Raw genomic sequence first — 14,656 nt, 5'->3', positions numbered from 1 at the left:
TAACTTAAAAAAAATCCACGCCAAAGCGTGGATTTTTTTCATTCAAAACAAATCAGACGTTAAACAGGAAGTTCATCACATCGCCATCTTTAACGATGTAATCTTTCCCTTCTGCACGCATCTTGCCTGCTTCTTTCGCGCCTTGCTCACCCTTGTAGGTGATGAAGTCTTCAAACGCGATAGTCTGCGCACGAATAAAGCCTTTCTCGAAGTCGGTATGGATCTTACCGGCCGCCTGAGGCGCAGTCGCACCCACAGGAATCGTCCAGGCACGCACTTCCTTCACGCCAGCGGTGAAGTAGGTCTGCAGGTTCAGCAGCTCATAGCCCGCGCGGATCACGCGGTTCAGACCCGGCTCTTCCAGACCCAGCTCGGCCATAAACTCTTCACGGTCGGCGTCGTCCAGCTCGGCGATGTCGGATTCAACGGCCGCGCAAACCGCAACAACCACAGAACCTTCCGCCGCGGCGATTTCACGCACTTTGTCCAGGTACGGGTTGTTCTCGAAACCGTCTTCGTTAACGTTGGCGATGTACATGGTTGGCTTCAGGGTCAGGAAGCTCAGGTATTTGATCGCCGCTTTGTCTTCGTCAGTCAGGTTTTTCAGCGCGCGCAGCATGCCGGCGTTTTCCAGCTGTGGCAGGCATTTTTCCAGCGCAGCCAGTTCCGCTTTCGCGTCCTTGTCGCCGCCTTTAGCTTTCTTCTGCACGCGGTGAATCGCGCGTTCGCAGGTGTCGAGGTCAGAGAGCGCCAGCTCGGTGTTGATAACGTCGATGTCGTCAGCCGGATCCACTTTGTTGTTAACGTGGATGATGTTGTCGTTCTCGAAGCAGCGCACAACGTGGCCGATCGCTTCGGTTTCACGGATGTTGGTCAGGAACTGGTTACCCAGACCTTCGCCTTTGGATGCGCCTTTTACCAGGCCCGCGATGTCCACGAATTCCATGGTGGTTGGCAGAATGCGCTGCGGCTTAACGATTTCCGCGAGCTGGTCCAGACGCGGATCAGGCATTGGCACAACGCCGGTGTTAGGTTCGATGGTACAGAACGGGAAGTTCGCCGCTTCGATACCCGCTTTGGTAAGCGCGTTAAACAGGGTGGATTTGCCCACGTTTGGCAGACCGACGATACCGCATTTGAATCCCATTTCTAAATCACCTTAATATCTTGATAATCAATCCGTTAACGATAACCGATTGATGAAAAGTAAATAACTACGCCTATTATACACGTAACCCGCATGACGCGCGGTAAAAAAGCCGTATCGGGCGGATTATTGCGCTTTGAAAGCGTGTAAGCGGTTTGTCGCTTTGGTTAAGCCGTCTTTCAGCCAGATTTCCGTGCAGCGTGCCGCTTCGTCTACCGCCTCGTCAATCAGTTTCTGCTCAGAAACCGGTGGCTTACCGAGCACGAAACCGACAACTTTGTTTTTATCGCCCGGATGGCCGATTCCGACGCGCAAACGGTGGAAATTCGGGTTATTGCCCAGCTTGCTGATGATGTCTTTAAGACCGTTGTGGCCGCCGTGCCCGCCGCCCAGCTTGAATTTTGCTACGCCAGGGGGAAGATCCAGCTCATCGTGGGCGACCAGAATTTCATCCGGATTAATGCGATAAAACGTTGCCATCGCCGCTACGGCTTTACCGCTCAGGTTCATAAAGGTGGTAGGCACCAGTAAGCGAACGTCCGCGCCAGCAAGGTTGATACGTGAGGTATACCCGAAGAATTTAGGTTCTTCACGCAGGGGAGCACGTAACCGCTCGGCCAGCAGATCGACGTACCATGCCCCGGCATTGTGGCGGGTAGCCGCATATTCTGCGCCCGGGTTGGCGAGGCCGACAATCAGTTTAATCGTCACGATTCAATTCCTAATGGGTTCCAGATCTGGCGCGTAGTTTACTGTCTGGCGCGCCGCTTGACAAAATTCTGCGATCGTCCCAGCGAAATACGAATAATTACTTCTCTGAACAATTAGAATTTCAAGCTGTTCAACGTGTTATTTGTAAACTTTTGTTTGGGAGTTATCTGTAATTGTGATCATTCACGCAACTCATAAAAGGGGCGTTGTCTATACTTTACACACAAGGATTAGGGGCTTTTCCCCTGACAACCCAAAGTTCCGGAGGTGACACATGAAACGCAAAAACGCTTCGTTACTCGGTAACGTGCTGATGGGGTTGGGGCTGTTCGTGATGGTTGCCGGCGTGGGTTATTCAATTTTAAACCAGCTGCCGCAGCTTGATCTCCCGCAATACTTTGCGCATGGCGCGATATTGAGCATCTTCATTGGTGCAGTGTTGTGGCTGGCGGGAGCACGCGTGAGCGGCCATGAGGAAGTGTGTGACAAATACTGGTGGGTGCGCCACTACGATAAACGCTGTCGTCGCGACCAGCATAAGCACAGCTAGTGCTACGATAAAGAACACCGAAACGGCTCCTCAGGGAGTCGTTTTTTTTTGCATCAAGGGTTGACCCTCACGTAACGTAAGGCTCCAGAGTAGCGGCACTGGCAAAGTAAAAGGAGCAGTTATGTTGATTCAGGTGGGTGAGCTGGCAAAACGGGCCGGGATCACCGTACGCACATTGCATCACTATGAGCAAACAGGGTTGTTGCTGCCTTCTGCCAGAAGCGCAGCAGGTTACCGGCTCTACAACCTGGCGGATGTTCAGCGTCTGCATATGATCCAGGCGCTGGCAAAAGCGGGGCTGGAACTTGCTGAAATCAGGGATTTCCTGGAACAGGAGTCGCTGTCGTTAACCGAGTTACTCGATGCGCAAATCACGCTGCTGGATAAACAGCTGCGCAGCATACATACGCTGCGCGACCGGCTGGTCGAACTGCGCACCGGGCTGCTCAACGATGCGACGCCGGATCTGGAATCCTGGCTACAGACTCTGGAGTTAATGAATATGTACGATCGCTGGTTTAGCAAAGAAGAGTTACAGCAGCTGCCGTTTGCGGTGCAGAAGGATGCGCTGGCGGCCATCTGGTCAGGGCTGGTTGCGGAGGCAAACACGCTGTTGAAACAGCACATACCCGTCACGGACCCGCGGGCGATGGACCTGGCGACGCGCTGGATGGAACGCCTGGAGCAGGACACGGCGGGCAAGCCGGAGTTTCTCACCCGGCTGAACGAGATGCACAGCGTGGAGCCACAGATGCAGGTGCAGACCGGCATCACGCCGGAAATGACCGATTACATTACGCGAGCGTTCGCCGAGTCGAAGCTGATTATCTGGGAAAAATATCTTTCCGCCGAGGAGATGGCCTTTACCCGGAAGCACTACTTTGACCGCATGATGGAGTGGCCGCCGCTGGTGGCAAAACTGCATCAGGCGCAGCGGGAAAATCGCGATCCCGCATCGGAGGAGGCGCAAAAGCTGGCTGAAAACTGGCTGGCATTATTCCAGTCGTATGCAGGCACCAGCCCGGAGACCCAGCAAAAGTTTCGCACGGCCATGCAGCAGGAGCCGCATCTGATGAAGGGTACATGGATGACGCCTGCCGTGCTTGGGTGGCTTCAGCAGGCGATTGGGGTGATGATGCAGAGACGTTCCTCTGCATCAGGCAATTCACAGATCCGCTAACGCGGCTTCACGGTTAGGATAAAAGGCAAGGCGGCCAGGGATCGGCTGCACGCCCGCGCGCGCCATGGTGCGCAGGGGCTGGAATTCGAGGTTACTCACCCGCAGCTCGCAGCCTTCCGGCAGACGTTTCACAAAGCGCTGGAAGGCGTCCAGTCCGCCCGCATCCAGCACCGGCACGGCATCCCATTTCAGCACCACAATCCGCTTGCCCGCGATGCGGGATTCCAGATCGCTGAACAGGCCTTCCGCCGCGGCGAAGAACAGCGGGCCAATCACGCGCAGAACCAGCACATCGTCAGGCACCTCTACGTTGACCGGGGAGAGGCGCGTCATCTGCGCGATACGGCGCATAAACAGCAGGGACGCCAGCACGATCCCGACGCTGATGGCGATGACCATATCGAACAGCACGGTCAGCGACATACAGATCAGCATCACAATGATGTCGTCTTTCGGCGCACGACGCAGCAGGTTCACCACCTTGTGTGCCTCACTCATGTTCCAGGCCACCATCAGTAGCAGGGCGGCCATGGCGGAAAGCGGTAGCCAGGAGAGCAGCGGGGCGAGGATCAGCAGGGCGAGGATCACCAGTACAGAATGAATAACTGCTGAAACGGGTGACGTTGCCCCCGCGCGCACGTTAGCTGCGGAACGGGCGATGGCTGCCGTTGCGGTAATACCACCAAAGAACGGCGCGACGAGGTTCCCCAATCCCTGACCGACCAGTTCGCTGTTAGCTTTGTGCTTGGTGCCGGTCATCCCATCCAGAACGACGGCGCAGAGCAGGGATTCAATCGCCCCCAGCATCGCCATCGAGAACGCGGCGGGAAGCAGGGCGCGCAGGGAGTCCCAGCTTAAGGTAAAGCTGGAGCCGGGCATATCCCACGGCAGCACCAGCTGCGGCAACAGTTGCGGAATGCCGTTGCCCTGTGACCCGTCCGCCAGAACATAGTGGAACTGTGAGCCGATAGTCGCGACATGACCACCGAACATATTGACGATAGCCATCACCGCGCAGCCCAGCAGCAGCGCGGGCAGATGGCCCGGCAGTCGAATGCCCAGACGAGGCCAGACGATCAGCGTGCCCAGTGTCACCATCCCGATGGCGGCGTCGCCAAGGTTCGCAGTCGGCAGCGCCATAAACAGCGCGCCCACTTTTTGCAGATAGTGTTCAGGGACGTGCGCCATTTGCAGGCCGAGGAAATCCTTGATCTGCATGGTTCCGATGGTGATCCCAATCCCCGAGGTGAACCCCAGCGTCACGGAAAGGGGGATGTACTCAATCAGCCGCCCAAAACGGGCCAGGCCAAACAGAATCAAAAAGACCCCGGACATCAGGGTGGCGACCAGCAGGCCTGCCAGACCAAACTGCTGTGAAACGGGGTAGAGGATCACCACAAAGGCGGCAGTCGGGCCGGAGACGCTAAAGCGCGAGCCGCCGGTCAGAGCGATGACGATCCCGGCCACGGCTGAGGTGTACAGGCCGTACTGCGGCGCAACGCCGCTGCCAATCGCCAGCGCCATCGCCAGCGGGATGGCAATAATGCCGACTGTGATCCCGGCAATCAGGTCACGCACAAAGCGTGAGGAGGTGTACTTCTCTTTCCAGCAGGCGTCGATGAGGGCGCGAAAGGGCAGAACATGTGAGGAGGCTACGTTTTTCACAATTATCTATCATCCGTATGCGCATCATCTGTCATATGAATGGCAGGTGAAGGAGGCATTAATCATACAAATAAAACCCAGAGACAAAAAAACCCGCCGCAGCGGGTTTTTTGGCCGTGCTCGATCAGTGTTCGAACATTGCAGAGATGGATTCTTCGTTGCTGATACGACGAATCGCTTCGGCCAGCATCCCGGACAGGGTCAGGGTACGCACGTTTGGCAGTGCCTTGATCTCGTCGCTCAGTGGGATGGTATCGCATACCACAACTTCGTCAATCACGGAGTTGCGCAGGTTGTTTACGGCATTGCCAGAGAAGATCGGGTGGGTAGCGTAAGCGAATACGCGCTTGGCACCACGCTCTTTCAGCGCTTCAGCCGCTTTACACAGCGTACCGCCGGTATCGATCATGTCGTCAACCAGCACGCAGTCGCGGCCAGCCACGTCACCGATGATGTGCATCACCTGAGAAACGTTAGCGCGCGGACGACGTTTGTCGATGATCGCCATGTCGGTATCGTTCAGCAGCTTAGCGATAGCACGGGCACGTACCACGCCGCCGATGTCCGGAGAAACCACGATTGGGTTATCCAGGTTCAGCTGCAGCATGTCTTCCAGCAGGATTGGGCTGCCGAATACGTTATCAACCGGGACGTCGAAGAAGCCCTGGATCTGCTCTGCGTGCAGGTCAACGGTCAGTACGCGGTCAACGCCAACGCTGGACAGGAAGTCAGCGACAACTTTCGCGGTAATTGGCACACGCGCGGAACGGACGCGACGGTCCTGGCGGGCATAGCCGAAGTAAGGGATTACAGCAGTGATACGGCCTGCGGAAGCGCGACGCAGGGCGTCGACCATAACAACCAGTTCCATCAGGTTGTCGTTCGTTGGAGCACAGGTGGACTGGATGATGAAAATATCACCACCGCGTACATTTTCGTTGATTTGTACGCTGACTTCGCCGTCGCTAAAGCGACCTACGGCGGCGTCGCCGAGGGAAGTGTACAGGCGGTTGGCAATACGTTGTGCTAGTTCCGGGGTGGCGTTACCAGCAAAAAGCTTCATATCAGGCACGAGAAGAACCTCAGGCATGCGTCCAGTGGTGGATAGCGTTCGCCGTAAACTGTGCGGGCCAGGCAAAGGCTATCCAGGCGGTGTATTAAAGAGCGCGATGCAACGTCTGGAACAGGGTGACGTTGTCACCGAAACTCAGTCTGCGCCAGAATGGCCTGCTGTAGGGGGGAAATGTTCATCCCACGCGCTACAAAACCATGCAGCCAAACCGGCGCTTGCTCAAGCACCTGACGAGCGGCGGATTCGGTGTCAAATTCAGCAAAGACACAGGCCCCTGTACCAGTCAGGCGCGACGGCGCGTATTCTAACAGCCAGGAAAGCACCGCATCAACCTCGCGAAAACGTTTTCTTGCGATATCCTCGCAATCGTTGCTGAATTCACAATTTAATAACGTTTCTATTGACCGAATCGGGGTATTTCTTTTCAGGTCAGGATCTTTAAAGATGACCGGGGTCGGAATGCTCACGCCGGGGTGAGCAACCAGATACCATTTTTCCGGCGGGTTGACCGGGGAGAGGATTTCCCCCACGCCCTCGGCAAAGGCCGCATGACCGCGAACAAACACCGGAACATCCGCGCCCAGCGTCAAGCCCAGGGTGGCCAGTTCGTCTTGCGACAGCCCGCAGCCCCAGAGGTGGTTCAGGGCAACCAGCACCGTGGCGGCGTTAGATGAGCCGCCGCCCAGACCGCCGCCCATCGGCAGACGTTTCTCGATACGAATATCCGCACCGCTTCCCGCAGGCAGACGACCTGATTCCGCTGCGGCGTTCATCAGCAGACGCGCGGCACGCACAATCAGGTTGTCCTCATGCGCCACGCCGTCGACCGGCGTCAGGAGGCAAATCTGACCGTCCTGGCGCAGTTCAATGGAGATCGTGTCGCCATAGTCAATAAACTGAAACAGCGTCTGCAGGGTGTGATAGCCGTCAGCGCGCTGGCCGGTAATGTATAAAAACAGATTCAGTTTTGCCGGAGAGGGCCAGTGGGTCATCATTTAACGATCCAGTTGTCCATTTTCAGCTTGATGCGCTGGCTGCCCTGGGTCAGTTCCATATTCGATGGCAGCGACGGTTTACTCTTGCTGTCATAGTCGCTGTACACCACTTTCCAGATTTTGCCGTTCTGGGTGTAGTTCACCTGGCTCAGACGATATTGATCGTCCAGGGTATAGTCGGTGGCGTCACCCGGCAGGCCGAGGATCCACTGGCGCAGGCTGTTGAGCGGGATAGGCATTCCGGTCAGCTTGCCAATCATCTCTTCGGCATCGGTTGCGGTGTAGTGCTGGCCTTTGTTATCGGTGATCTGCGCTTCGCCCGGTTTCGCGATAAGCTCCAGCTCGGTGCTGCCCAGCGGGTTCAGCAGCAGCAGGCGATAGTTGTCCTGACCCGTTTGTTGCCAGAAGAAGCGTGCATACACTTTTTGCTCATCCGAGAGATAAGCAAACGCGCCGCGGGTCTGGTACTGGTTCAAATTACGGACGTCCTGCTGGTGCTGACGCCATTGTGGCGAGTCAGGGCTTTTGCCCGGGCCTTTTGGTTGAGTGACGGTACACGCGGTCAGAACCAGTGCCGCCAGGGGCAGCAGGCGAATCAGTCGGGTCATAATGAGGACAAATCCTTGAGATACGTTGCAGTTATAACTGTTAATGCTAGCGTCGAAGGGGGCTACCGTCTACGTTCAAATTATCTCAAAGCGTTGTGTAACCTATTACTCCGAAAGGGGGCTGTCTCTTTTATTGATCTCGCGCATCCTGTATGATGCGTTCTGCTAACCTTATTAACGCTGGTACTACTCCCGCTCAACATGACCCTATTAGCACTCGGCATCAACCACAAAACGGCCCCGGTTTCGCTGCGAGAACGCGTAACGTTTTCGCCAGATACGCTCGACCTGGCGCTGGACAGCCTGCTTGCACAGCCTATGGTGCAGGGTGGCGTGGTGCTCTCGACGTGCAACCGTACCGAGCTCTATTTAAGCGTGGAAGAGCAGGATAACCTGCACGAAGCGCTGATCCGCTGGTTATGCGACTACCACAATCTCAATGAAGACGAGCTGCGCAACAGCCTGTACTGGCATCAGGACAACGATGCCGTCAGCCATCTGATGCGCGTGGCCAGCGGGCTGGATTCGCTGGTGCTCGGCGAACCGCAAATTCTGGGTCAGGTGAAAAAAGCCTTTGCGGATTCGCAAAAAGGGCATCTGAAGGCCAGCGAGCTGGAGCGCATGTTCCAGAAGTCATTCTCCGTGGCGAAGCGTGTGCGAACCGAAACCGACATTGGTGCCAGTGCGGTTTCCGTTGCTTTCGCGGCCTGTACCCTTGCGCGCCAAATCTTTGAATCCCTCTCTACCGTCACCGTGATGCTGGTGGGCGCCGGCGAAACCATTGAACTTGTGGCGCGCCATCTGCGCGAGCATAAAGTGAAAAAGATGATTATCGCTAACCGCACTCGCGAACGCGCGCAGGTGCTGGCGGATGAAGTGGGCGCAGAGGTGGTTGCCCTGAGCGACATCGATGAACGTCTGAAAGAGGCGGACATTATTATCAGCTCGACTGCCAGTCCTCTGCCGATTATCGGCAAAGGGATGGTGGAGCGCGCGCTGAAGTCCCGTCGTAATCAGCCGATGCTGCTGGTGGATATTGCCGTCCCGCGCGATGTTGAGCCGGAAGTGGGCAAGCTGCCTAACGCCTACCTCTACAGTGTGGATGACCTGCAAAGCATTATTTCGCACAACCTCGCCCAGCGTAAAGCGGCGGCGGTGCAGGCGGAAACCATTGTTGAGCAGGAAACCAGTGAGTTTATGGCCTGGCTGCGCGCGCAAAGCGTCAGCGAGACCATCCGCGAGTATCGCGGACAGGCGGAGCAGGTGCGTGACGACCTGACAGCCAAAGCGTTAGCGGCCCTGGAGCAGGGCGGCGACGCACATGCAATTATGCAGGATCTGGCGTGGAAACTGACCAACCGCCTGATCCATGCGCCAACCAAATCTCTTCAGCAGGCTGCCCGTGACGGGGATGATGAACGCCTGACTATTCTGCGCAACAGCCTCGGGCTGGAATAGCGCCCTATACCCATTTTCTAAGACAAGGTGCACTTACGCCTATGAAGCCTTCTATCGTCGCTAAACTGGAAGCTCTGCACGAGCGCCATGAAGAAGTCCAGGCGCTGCTCGGCGATGCCGGGACCATTGCGGACCAGGAGCGTTTTCGCGCGCTCTCACGTGAATACGCGCAGTTAAGTGATGTTTCTAAATGCTTTACCGACTGGCGACAGGTTCAGGAAGATATCGAAACCGCGCAGATGATGCTCGACGATCCTGAAATGCGCGAGATGGCGCAGGAAGAGTTGCAGGATGCGAAAGCGCGTTCTGAGGAGATGGAGCAGCAGCTTCAGGTGCTTCTGCTGCCAAAAGATCCGGACGACGAGCGTAACGCGTTCGTGGAAGTCCGCGCCGGGACCGGCGGTGACGAAGCGGCACTGTTTGCCGGGGATCTGTTCCGCATGTACAGCCGCTACGCCGAGTCGCGTCGCTGGCGCGTGGAGATCATGAGCGCCAACGAAGGCGAACACGGTGGCTACAAAGAGGTTATCGCCAAGATCAGCGGTGACGGCGTATACGGTCGTCTCAAGTTTGAATCCGGCGGTCACCGCGTGCAGCGCGTTCCGGCCACCGAATCTCAGGGCCGTATCCACACCTCCGCCTGTACGGTGGCGGTGATGCCGGAGCTGCCGGAAGCGGAGCTGCCGGACATCAACCCGGCGGACCTGCGTATTGATACCTTCCGCTCCTCCGGGGCGGGTGGCCAGCACGTTAACACCACCGACTCCGCCATCCGTATTACCCACCTGCCAACCGGTATCGTGGTGGAGTGTCAGGACGAGCGTTCCCAGCATAAAAACAAAGCCAAAGCGCTGTCCGTGCTGGGCGCGCGTATCCACGCGGCCGAAATGGCGAAACGCCAGCAGGCGGAAGCGTCTACGCGTCGTAACCTGCTGGGGAGCGGCGATCGCAGCGACCGTAACCGCACCTATAACTTCCCACAGGGGCGCGTGACCGACCACCGCATCAACCTGACGCTGTATCGTCTGGATGAAGTGATGGAAGGCAAGCTGGATATGCTGATTGAGCCTATCGTGCAGGAATACCAGGCCGACCAGCTGGCGGCACTGTCCGAGCAGGAATAATGGATTTTCAGCGCTGGTTACGTGAGGCTGCCGCTGAGCTTTCCGAAAGCGAAAGCCCGAAACGCGATGCCGAAATTTTGCTTGAACATGTGACGGGCAAAGCCCGCACGTACCTGCTGGCCTTCGGTGAAACCGAACTGACCGCTGAGCAGGAAGCACGGCTCGCCACGCTGCTTGCCCGCCGTAAGCACGGCGAGCCGGTGGCGCACCTTGTCGGTGAGCGCGAGTTCTGGTCGTTACCGCTTTACGTCTCGGCGGCGACGCTGATCCCGCGTCCCGATACCGAGTGTCTGGTCGAACAGGCGCTGGCGCGTTTACCGACGGCGGCCTGCCGCATTCTCGATCTCGGTACAGGCACCGGGGCCATCGCGCTGGCGCTCGCCAGTGAACGACCCGACTGCGCGGTGACGGCAGTGGATGTGATGCCCGACGCGGTGGCGCTGGCGCAGCGCAACGTGGAACGTCTTGGCCTGACCAACGTAACGGTGCTGCAAAGCAGCTGGTTTAGCGCGCTGGAGAACCAGACGTTCGGCATCATTGTCAGTAACCCACCCTATATTGACGAGCATGATCCGCACCTTGCGCAGGGTGATGTGCGCTTCGAACCCCTGACGGCGCTGGTCGCCGCCAGGGAAGGTTTAGCCGACCTCGATCACATTGTGACAATGTCACGACAACATTTACTTTCCGGCGGCTGGCTTCTCGTGGAGCATGGCTGGACGCAGGGAGAAAGCGTGCGGGCATTGTTTACCCAGGCGGGCTATGCCGACGTCAAAACCTGCCGCGACTACGGCGGCAACGAACGCCTGACGCTGGGGCAGTGGCTATGAGTGCAGGCTATCTGCCATTTACTGATAAAGGCGTAAGGCTGACTGAAAGGCGGTTTGGCGTTATCATCTACATCGTTTTGAGTTTTATCTCGTCCGGGCGTCGCTGTGCGCTCGGTCGTTACTGGGGTAAGTCATGAGGTCCTTAGCCGATTTCGAATTTAATAAAGTGCCGCTTTGCGATGGCATGATCCTGATTTCTGAGATGATTCGCGACGATTTTACGTCGCAGTTTGTCTACGATGAGCTGGAGAATCTGGTCAGCCTGGCGCGTGAAGAGATTAATCAGGCGCGCCCGCAAGACTGGCAATTAGAGAAGCTGCTTGAGCTTTTCTACGGCGAATGGGGTTTCTGCGACACGCGGGGCGTGTATCGCCTGTCTGACGCATTATGGCTGGACCAGGTCTTAAAAAATCGTCAGGGCAGCGCCGTTGCGCTGGGCTCTATTTTACTGTGGGTCGCGCATCGCCTGGATATTCCGCTGGTGCCGGTCATTTTCCCGACGCAGATGATCCTGCGTGCGGAGTGGCTGGACGGTGAGATGTGGCTCATTAATCCCTTCAACGGCGACACGCTGGATGAACATACGCTGGACGTGTGGCTGAAAGGCAACATCAGCCCGGTGGCTGAGCTCTTCAACGAAGATCTCGACGAGGCGGATAACGCAGAAGTGATCCGCAAGCTGCTCGATACGCTGAAGTCAGCGTTAATGGAAGAGCGTCAGATGGAGCTGGCCCTGCGCGCCAGCGAAGTGCTGCTGCAGTTTAATCCGGAAGACCCGTACGAAATTCGCGACCGCGGGCTGATCTATGCCCAGCTCGACTGTGAGCACGTGGCGCTAAACGATCTGAGCTATTTCGTCGAGCAGTGTCCGGAAGACCCCATTAGCGAAATGATTCGTGCGCAGATCAACGCGATCTCGCACAAGCAAATTACACTGCATTAATCTTAATTCCGATTCACACCTGAATAAGGCGATCCTATGAAACAAAAAGTGGTTAGCATTGGTGATATCAAGGTAGCAAACGACCTGCCTTTCGTGCTGTTTGGCGGCATGAACGTGCTGGAATCCCGCGACCTCGCCATGCGTATCTGCGAGCACTACGTGACCTTGACCCAGAAGCTGGGCATCCCGTACGTGTTTAAAGCCTCTTTTGACAAAGCCAACCGCTCCTCCATCAACTCTTACCGTGGCCCGGGCCTGGAAGAAGGGATGAAGATTTTCCAGGAGCTGAAGCAGACCTTTGGCGTGAAAGTGATCACCGACGTGCATGAAGCCTCTCAGGCGCAGCCGGTGGCAGACGTGGTTGACGTGATTCAGCTCCCGGCATTCCTGGCTCGCCAGACCGACCTGGTCGCCGCGATGGCGAAAACCGGTGCCGTGATCAACGTGAAAAAACCACAGTTCGTGAGCCCGGGTCAGATGGGCAACATCGTCGATAAGTTTATCGAAGGTGGTAACGATCAGGTGATCCTGTGCGACCGTGGCGCTAACTTCGGTTACGACAACCTGGTGGTGGACATGCTGGGCTTCAGCGTGATGAAAAATGTCTCCGGCCAGTCTCCGGTGATTTTCGACGTGACCCACGCGCTGCAGTGCCGCGACCCGTTTGGCGCCGCGTCCGGTGGCCGTCGTGCTCAGGTGACCGAACTGGCGCGCGCCGGTATGGCAACCGGTCTGGCGGGCCTGTTCATTGAAGCGCACCCGGATCCGGATAACGCAAAATGCGACGGCCCATCCGCGCTGCCACTGGATAAGCTGGAGCCGTTCCTGAAACAGATCAAAGCGATTGACGATCTGGTGAAGAGCTTCGACGAGCTGGATACCAGCAAATAATAAAAAACCCGCTTCGGCGGGTTTTTTTATGGGGCATATTGCCGGGTGGCGCTGCGCTTACCCGGCCTACAAAACCCGTAGGCCCTGCAAGCGAAGCGCCGCCGGGCAAACAGACTACGCAAAAATCGTCATCAAATAGGCCGCAAACAGCGCCATATGCGCTGCCCCGTTAAGCACGTTGGTGCGCCCGGTTGAGAACGAAATCTGGCACAGCAGCAACGAGGCTACCATCACAATCATCTCCGGCGCGCCCAGCGCAAACTGCAACTCGTTACCGGTCATAAAGGCAATCAGCGTCACCACCGGCACGGTGAGTGAAATGGTCGCCAGCACGGAGCCGAAGAACAGGTTCATTGCGCGCTGTACCTGATTGTTTAAGACGGCTTTCAGCGCGCCCAGCCCTTCAGGAGACAGGATCAGCAGTGCCACCAGGAAGCCGGTAAAGGCTACCGGCGCGTTCAGCTCGGTTAACAATGTTTCCAGCGGGTTGGCGTTCATCTTGGTGACGGCAATCACCGCAATCAGATGTACGATCAGCCAAACCGTATGCCACGCGCTGCTGTGGGCCGACGGCTTACCGTGGTGCGGGTCATCGTCGTCGCTGTCGTCTTCATGCTCATACACAAACAGGCTCTGGTGCGTTTTGGTCTGAATCAACAGGAACACGCCGTACATGGCTGCGGAAATCAGCGCGACCAGCAGCGCCTGACCGGTGGAGAAGTTTGCACCCGGCAGCGCCATCGGGAAGACCAGCACGATAATCGCCAGCGGGAAGAGGGCAATCAGATACTGTTTAATGCCGAACAGGTTCATATACTGGGTCGCGAATTTACGCCCGCCCAGCAGCAGAGAGAAGCCCACCAGGCCGCCCGTCACAATCATAATGATCGAGTAAAGGGTGTCGCGCATCAGCGTCGGCGCGGCATCGCCGGTCGCCATGAGCGCGGAAATCAGGCTGACTTCGAGAATAACGACGGAAAGGCTGAGAATTAACGATCCGTAGGGCTCGCCCAGACGGTGGGCCAGTACGTCCGCATGGCGAACGACGCTAAAGGCGCTGGTTAAAATACCGACCAGGGCAAGAATATTGATACCAACCACCACTGGCAGTGACTGACTGCTTCCCCAGAAGAGCAGCACAGCCAGTGCCAGAACCGGGAAAATGAGAGACGTCTCCTTGTGGCGGGTTTTTACCGCCTCGTGTGTTGCTGTCATGTGCTTCTCCATCAATGCAGGTGCTTGTAATTATAGATAGATTTTTGAGGGCATTAAATTAACAGATCTCTGTTAAATACCCTTAACTTTTTACTTAATTTTACCCTTTGTCATAAATTTAATATCTGACTCCTGTAATTGACGGTTTTCACATAATATTTATTAAATAACAATTAATTAGATATAAAGTTAATCCATAAATTAAGACCGGGTGGCACGCTGGCATATCGTCGTCCACACTTATCTCTTTAAGCAAAAGAGAGGTGA

The 14,656-nt window shown here is 56.5% G+C and carries 14 protein-coding genes and 1 pseudogene; 8 read left to right on the top strand and 7 right to left on the bottom strand.

Annotation, left to right across the window (positions count from 1 at the left end):
- Positions 1 to 52: 52 nt before the first annotated feature.
- Both ychF and pth read right to left on the bottom strand, forming a co-directional pair.
- Positions 53 to 1,147, bottom strand: a complete 1,095-nt coding sequence (gene ychF, locus ACMGGQ_RS11485) for a redox-regulated ATPase YchF (RefSeq protein WP_003856650.1) — start codon at positions 1,145 to 1,147, stop codon at positions 53 to 55.
- A 126-nt stretch (positions 1,148 to 1,273) separates the two neighbouring features.
- Positions 1,274 to 1,858: an aminoacyl-tRNA hydrolase gene (pth, locus tag ACMGGQ_RS11480; protein ID WP_023336005.1), complete on the bottom strand. Its 585-nt coding sequence runs from the start codon at positions 1,856 to 1,858 to the stop codon at positions 1,274 to 1,276.
- Positions 1,859 to 2,132: 274 nt separating this feature from the next.
- Here pth and ychH point away from each other — a divergent pair, with 274 nt between their 5' ends.
- Both ychH and ACMGGQ_RS11470 read left to right on the top strand, forming a co-directional pair.
- Complete coding sequence (gene ychH, locus ACMGGQ_RS11475) at positions 2,133 to 2,408, top strand: stress-induced protein YchH (RefSeq protein WP_024907062.1); 276 nt, start codon at positions 2,133 to 2,135, stop codon at positions 2,406 to 2,408.
- 121 nt (positions 2,409 to 2,529) lie between these two features.
- Entirely contained in the window at positions 2,530 to 3,588 is a 1,059-nt protein-coding gene (locus ACMGGQ_RS11470) for a MerR family transcriptional regulator (RefSeq protein ID WP_420290055.1), read from the top strand.
- Here the strand turns inward: ACMGGQ_RS11470 and dauA are convergent.
- The 4 genes from dauA to lolB all read right to left on the bottom strand — a co-directional run bounded on the left by dauA (position 3,574) and on the right by lolB (position 7,928).
- Entirely contained in the window at positions 3,574 to 5,253 is a 1,680-nt protein-coding gene (gene dauA, locus ACMGGQ_RS11465; RefSeq protein ID WP_262752246.1) for a C4-dicarboxylic acid transporter DauA, read from the bottom strand. The genes ACMGGQ_RS11470 and dauA overlap by 15 nt on opposite strands.
- A 124-nt stretch (positions 5,254 to 5,377) precedes the next feature.
- On the bottom strand, positions 5,378 to 6,325 hold the full coding sequence (gene prs / locus ACMGGQ_RS11460; RefSeq protein WP_003856663.1) for a ribose-phosphate diphosphokinase: 948 nt from the start codon (positions 6,323 to 6,325) through the stop codon (positions 5,378 to 5,380).
- A 125-nt stretch (positions 6,326 to 6,450) separates the two neighbouring features.
- Positions 6,451 to 7,320, bottom strand: coding sequence for a 4-(cytidine 5'-diphospho)-2-C-methyl-D-erythritol kinase (ispE, locus tag ACMGGQ_RS11455; RefSeq protein ID WP_406915228.1), 870 nt, complete (start codon positions 7,318 to 7,320; stop codon positions 6,451 to 6,453).
- Positions 7,317 to 7,928, bottom strand: coding sequence for a lipoprotein insertase outer membrane protein LolB (lolB, locus tag ACMGGQ_RS11450; RefSeq protein WP_420290054.1), 612 nt, complete (start codon positions 7,926 to 7,928; stop codon positions 7,317 to 7,319). Before lolB ends, ispE begins: the two co-directional genes overlap by 4 nt.
- Positions 7,929 to 8,129: 201 nt before the next feature.
- Between lolB and hemA the strand changes: the two genes are divergently transcribed.
- The 6 genes and pseudogenes from hemA to kdsA all read left to right on the top strand — a co-directional run bounded on the left by hemA (position 8,130) and on the right by kdsA (position 13,174).
- Entirely contained in the window at positions 8,130 to 9,386 is a 1,257-nt protein-coding gene (gene hemA, locus ACMGGQ_RS11445) for a glutamyl-tRNA reductase (protein ID WP_024907067.1), read from the top strand.
- A gap of 41 nt (positions 9,387 to 9,427) precedes the next feature.
- Positions 9,428 to 10,510, top strand: coding sequence for a peptide chain release factor 1 (gene prfA, locus ACMGGQ_RS11440; protein WP_021240360.1), 1,083 nt, complete (start codon positions 9,428 to 9,430; stop codon positions 10,508 to 10,510).
- The gene (gene prmC / locus ACMGGQ_RS11435) at positions 10,510 to 11,340 is read left to right on the top strand and encodes a peptide chain release factor N(5)-glutamine methyltransferase (protein ID WP_196346469.1); all 831 of its coding nucleotides are present in this window, start codon (positions 10,510 to 10,512) and stop codon (positions 11,338 to 11,340) included. Before prfA ends, prmC begins: the two co-directional genes overlap by 1 nt.
- Positions 11,322 to 11,444: pseudogene (locus ACMGGQ_RS11430) on the top strand (siroheme synthase); the annotation flags it as partial. The gene prmC and the pseudogene ACMGGQ_RS11430, both read left to right, overlap by 19 nt.
- A gap of 29 nt (positions 11,445 to 11,473) precedes the next feature.
- Positions 11,474 to 12,283, top strand: a complete 810-nt coding sequence (sirB1, locus tag ACMGGQ_RS11425) for an invasion regulator SirB1 (protein WP_024907069.1) — start codon at positions 11,474 to 11,476, stop codon at positions 12,281 to 12,283.
- Positions 12,284 to 12,319: 36 nt separating this feature from the next.
- The gene (kdsA, locus tag ACMGGQ_RS11420; protein WP_420290053.1) at positions 12,320 to 13,174 is read left to right on the top strand and encodes a 3-deoxy-8-phosphooctulonate synthase; all 855 of its coding nucleotides are present in this window, start codon (positions 12,320 to 12,322) and stop codon (positions 13,172 to 13,174) included.
- A gap of 114 nt (positions 13,175 to 13,288) precedes the next feature.
- Here the strand turns inward: kdsA and chaA are convergent, their stop codons facing one another.
- The gene (gene chaA / locus ACMGGQ_RS11415) at positions 13,289 to 14,389 is read right to left on the bottom strand and encodes a sodium-potassium/proton antiporter ChaA (RefSeq protein WP_045908987.1); all 1,101 of its coding nucleotides are present in this window, start codon (positions 14,387 to 14,389) and stop codon (positions 13,289 to 13,291) included.
- Between the last annotated feature and the right edge of the window lie 267 nt (positions 14,390 to 14,656).

It is taken from the genome of Enterobacter sp. BNK-13, from assembly GCF_048685015.1.
GTDB classification, from domain to species: Bacteria; Pseudomonadota; Gammaproteobacteria; order Enterobacterales; family Enterobacteriaceae; genus Enterobacter; species Enterobacter quasiroggenkampii.
The sequence above is the reverse complement of the archived record's forward strand: the minus strand, read 5'-3'. Positions and strand labels throughout refer to the sequence as shown.

Excerpts from the sequence above, each read along its gene's own strand:
- ACMGGQ_RS11470 (WP_420290055.1), top strand. The coding sequence starts at position 2,530 with ATGTTGATTCAGGTGGGTGAGCTGGCAAAACGGGCCGGGATCACCGTA.
- lolB (WP_420290054.1), bottom strand. The coding sequence starts at position 7,928 with ATGACCCGACTGATTCGCCTGCTGCCCCTGGCGGCACTGGTTCTGACC.
- prfA (WP_021240360.1), top strand. The coding sequence starts at position 9,428 with ATGAAGCCTTCTATCGTCGCTAAACTGGAAGCTCTGCACGAGCGCCAT.
- chaA (WP_045908987.1), bottom strand. The coding sequence starts at position 14,389 with ATGACAGCAACACACGAGGCGGTAAAAACCCGCCACAAGGAGACGTCT.
- sirB1 (WP_024907069.1), top strand. The coding sequence starts at position 11,474 with ATGAGGTCCTTAGCCGATTTCGAATTTAATAAAGTGCCGCTTTGCGAT.
- kdsA (WP_420290053.1), top strand. The coding sequence starts at position 12,320 with ATGAAACAAAAAGTGGTTAGCATTGGTGATATCAAGGTAGCAAACGAC.
- ychH (WP_024907062.1), top strand. The coding sequence starts at position 2,133 with ATGAAACGCAAAAACGCTTCGTTACTCGGTAACGTGCTGATGGGGTTG.
- ychF (WP_003856650.1), bottom strand. The coding sequence starts at position 1,147 with ATGGGATTCAAATGCGGTATCGTCGGTCTGCCAAACGTGGGCAAATCC.
- ispE (WP_406915228.1), bottom strand. The coding sequence starts at position 7,320 with ATGATGACCCACTGGCCCTCTCCGGCAAAACTGAATCTGTTTTTATAC.
- prmC (WP_196346469.1), top strand. The coding sequence starts at position 10,510 with ATGGATTTTCAGCGCTGGTTACGTGAGGCTGCCGCTGAGCTTTCCGAA.
- hemA (WP_024907067.1), top strand. The coding sequence starts at position 8,130 with ATGACCCTATTAGCACTCGGCATCAACCACAAAACGGCCCCGGTTTCG.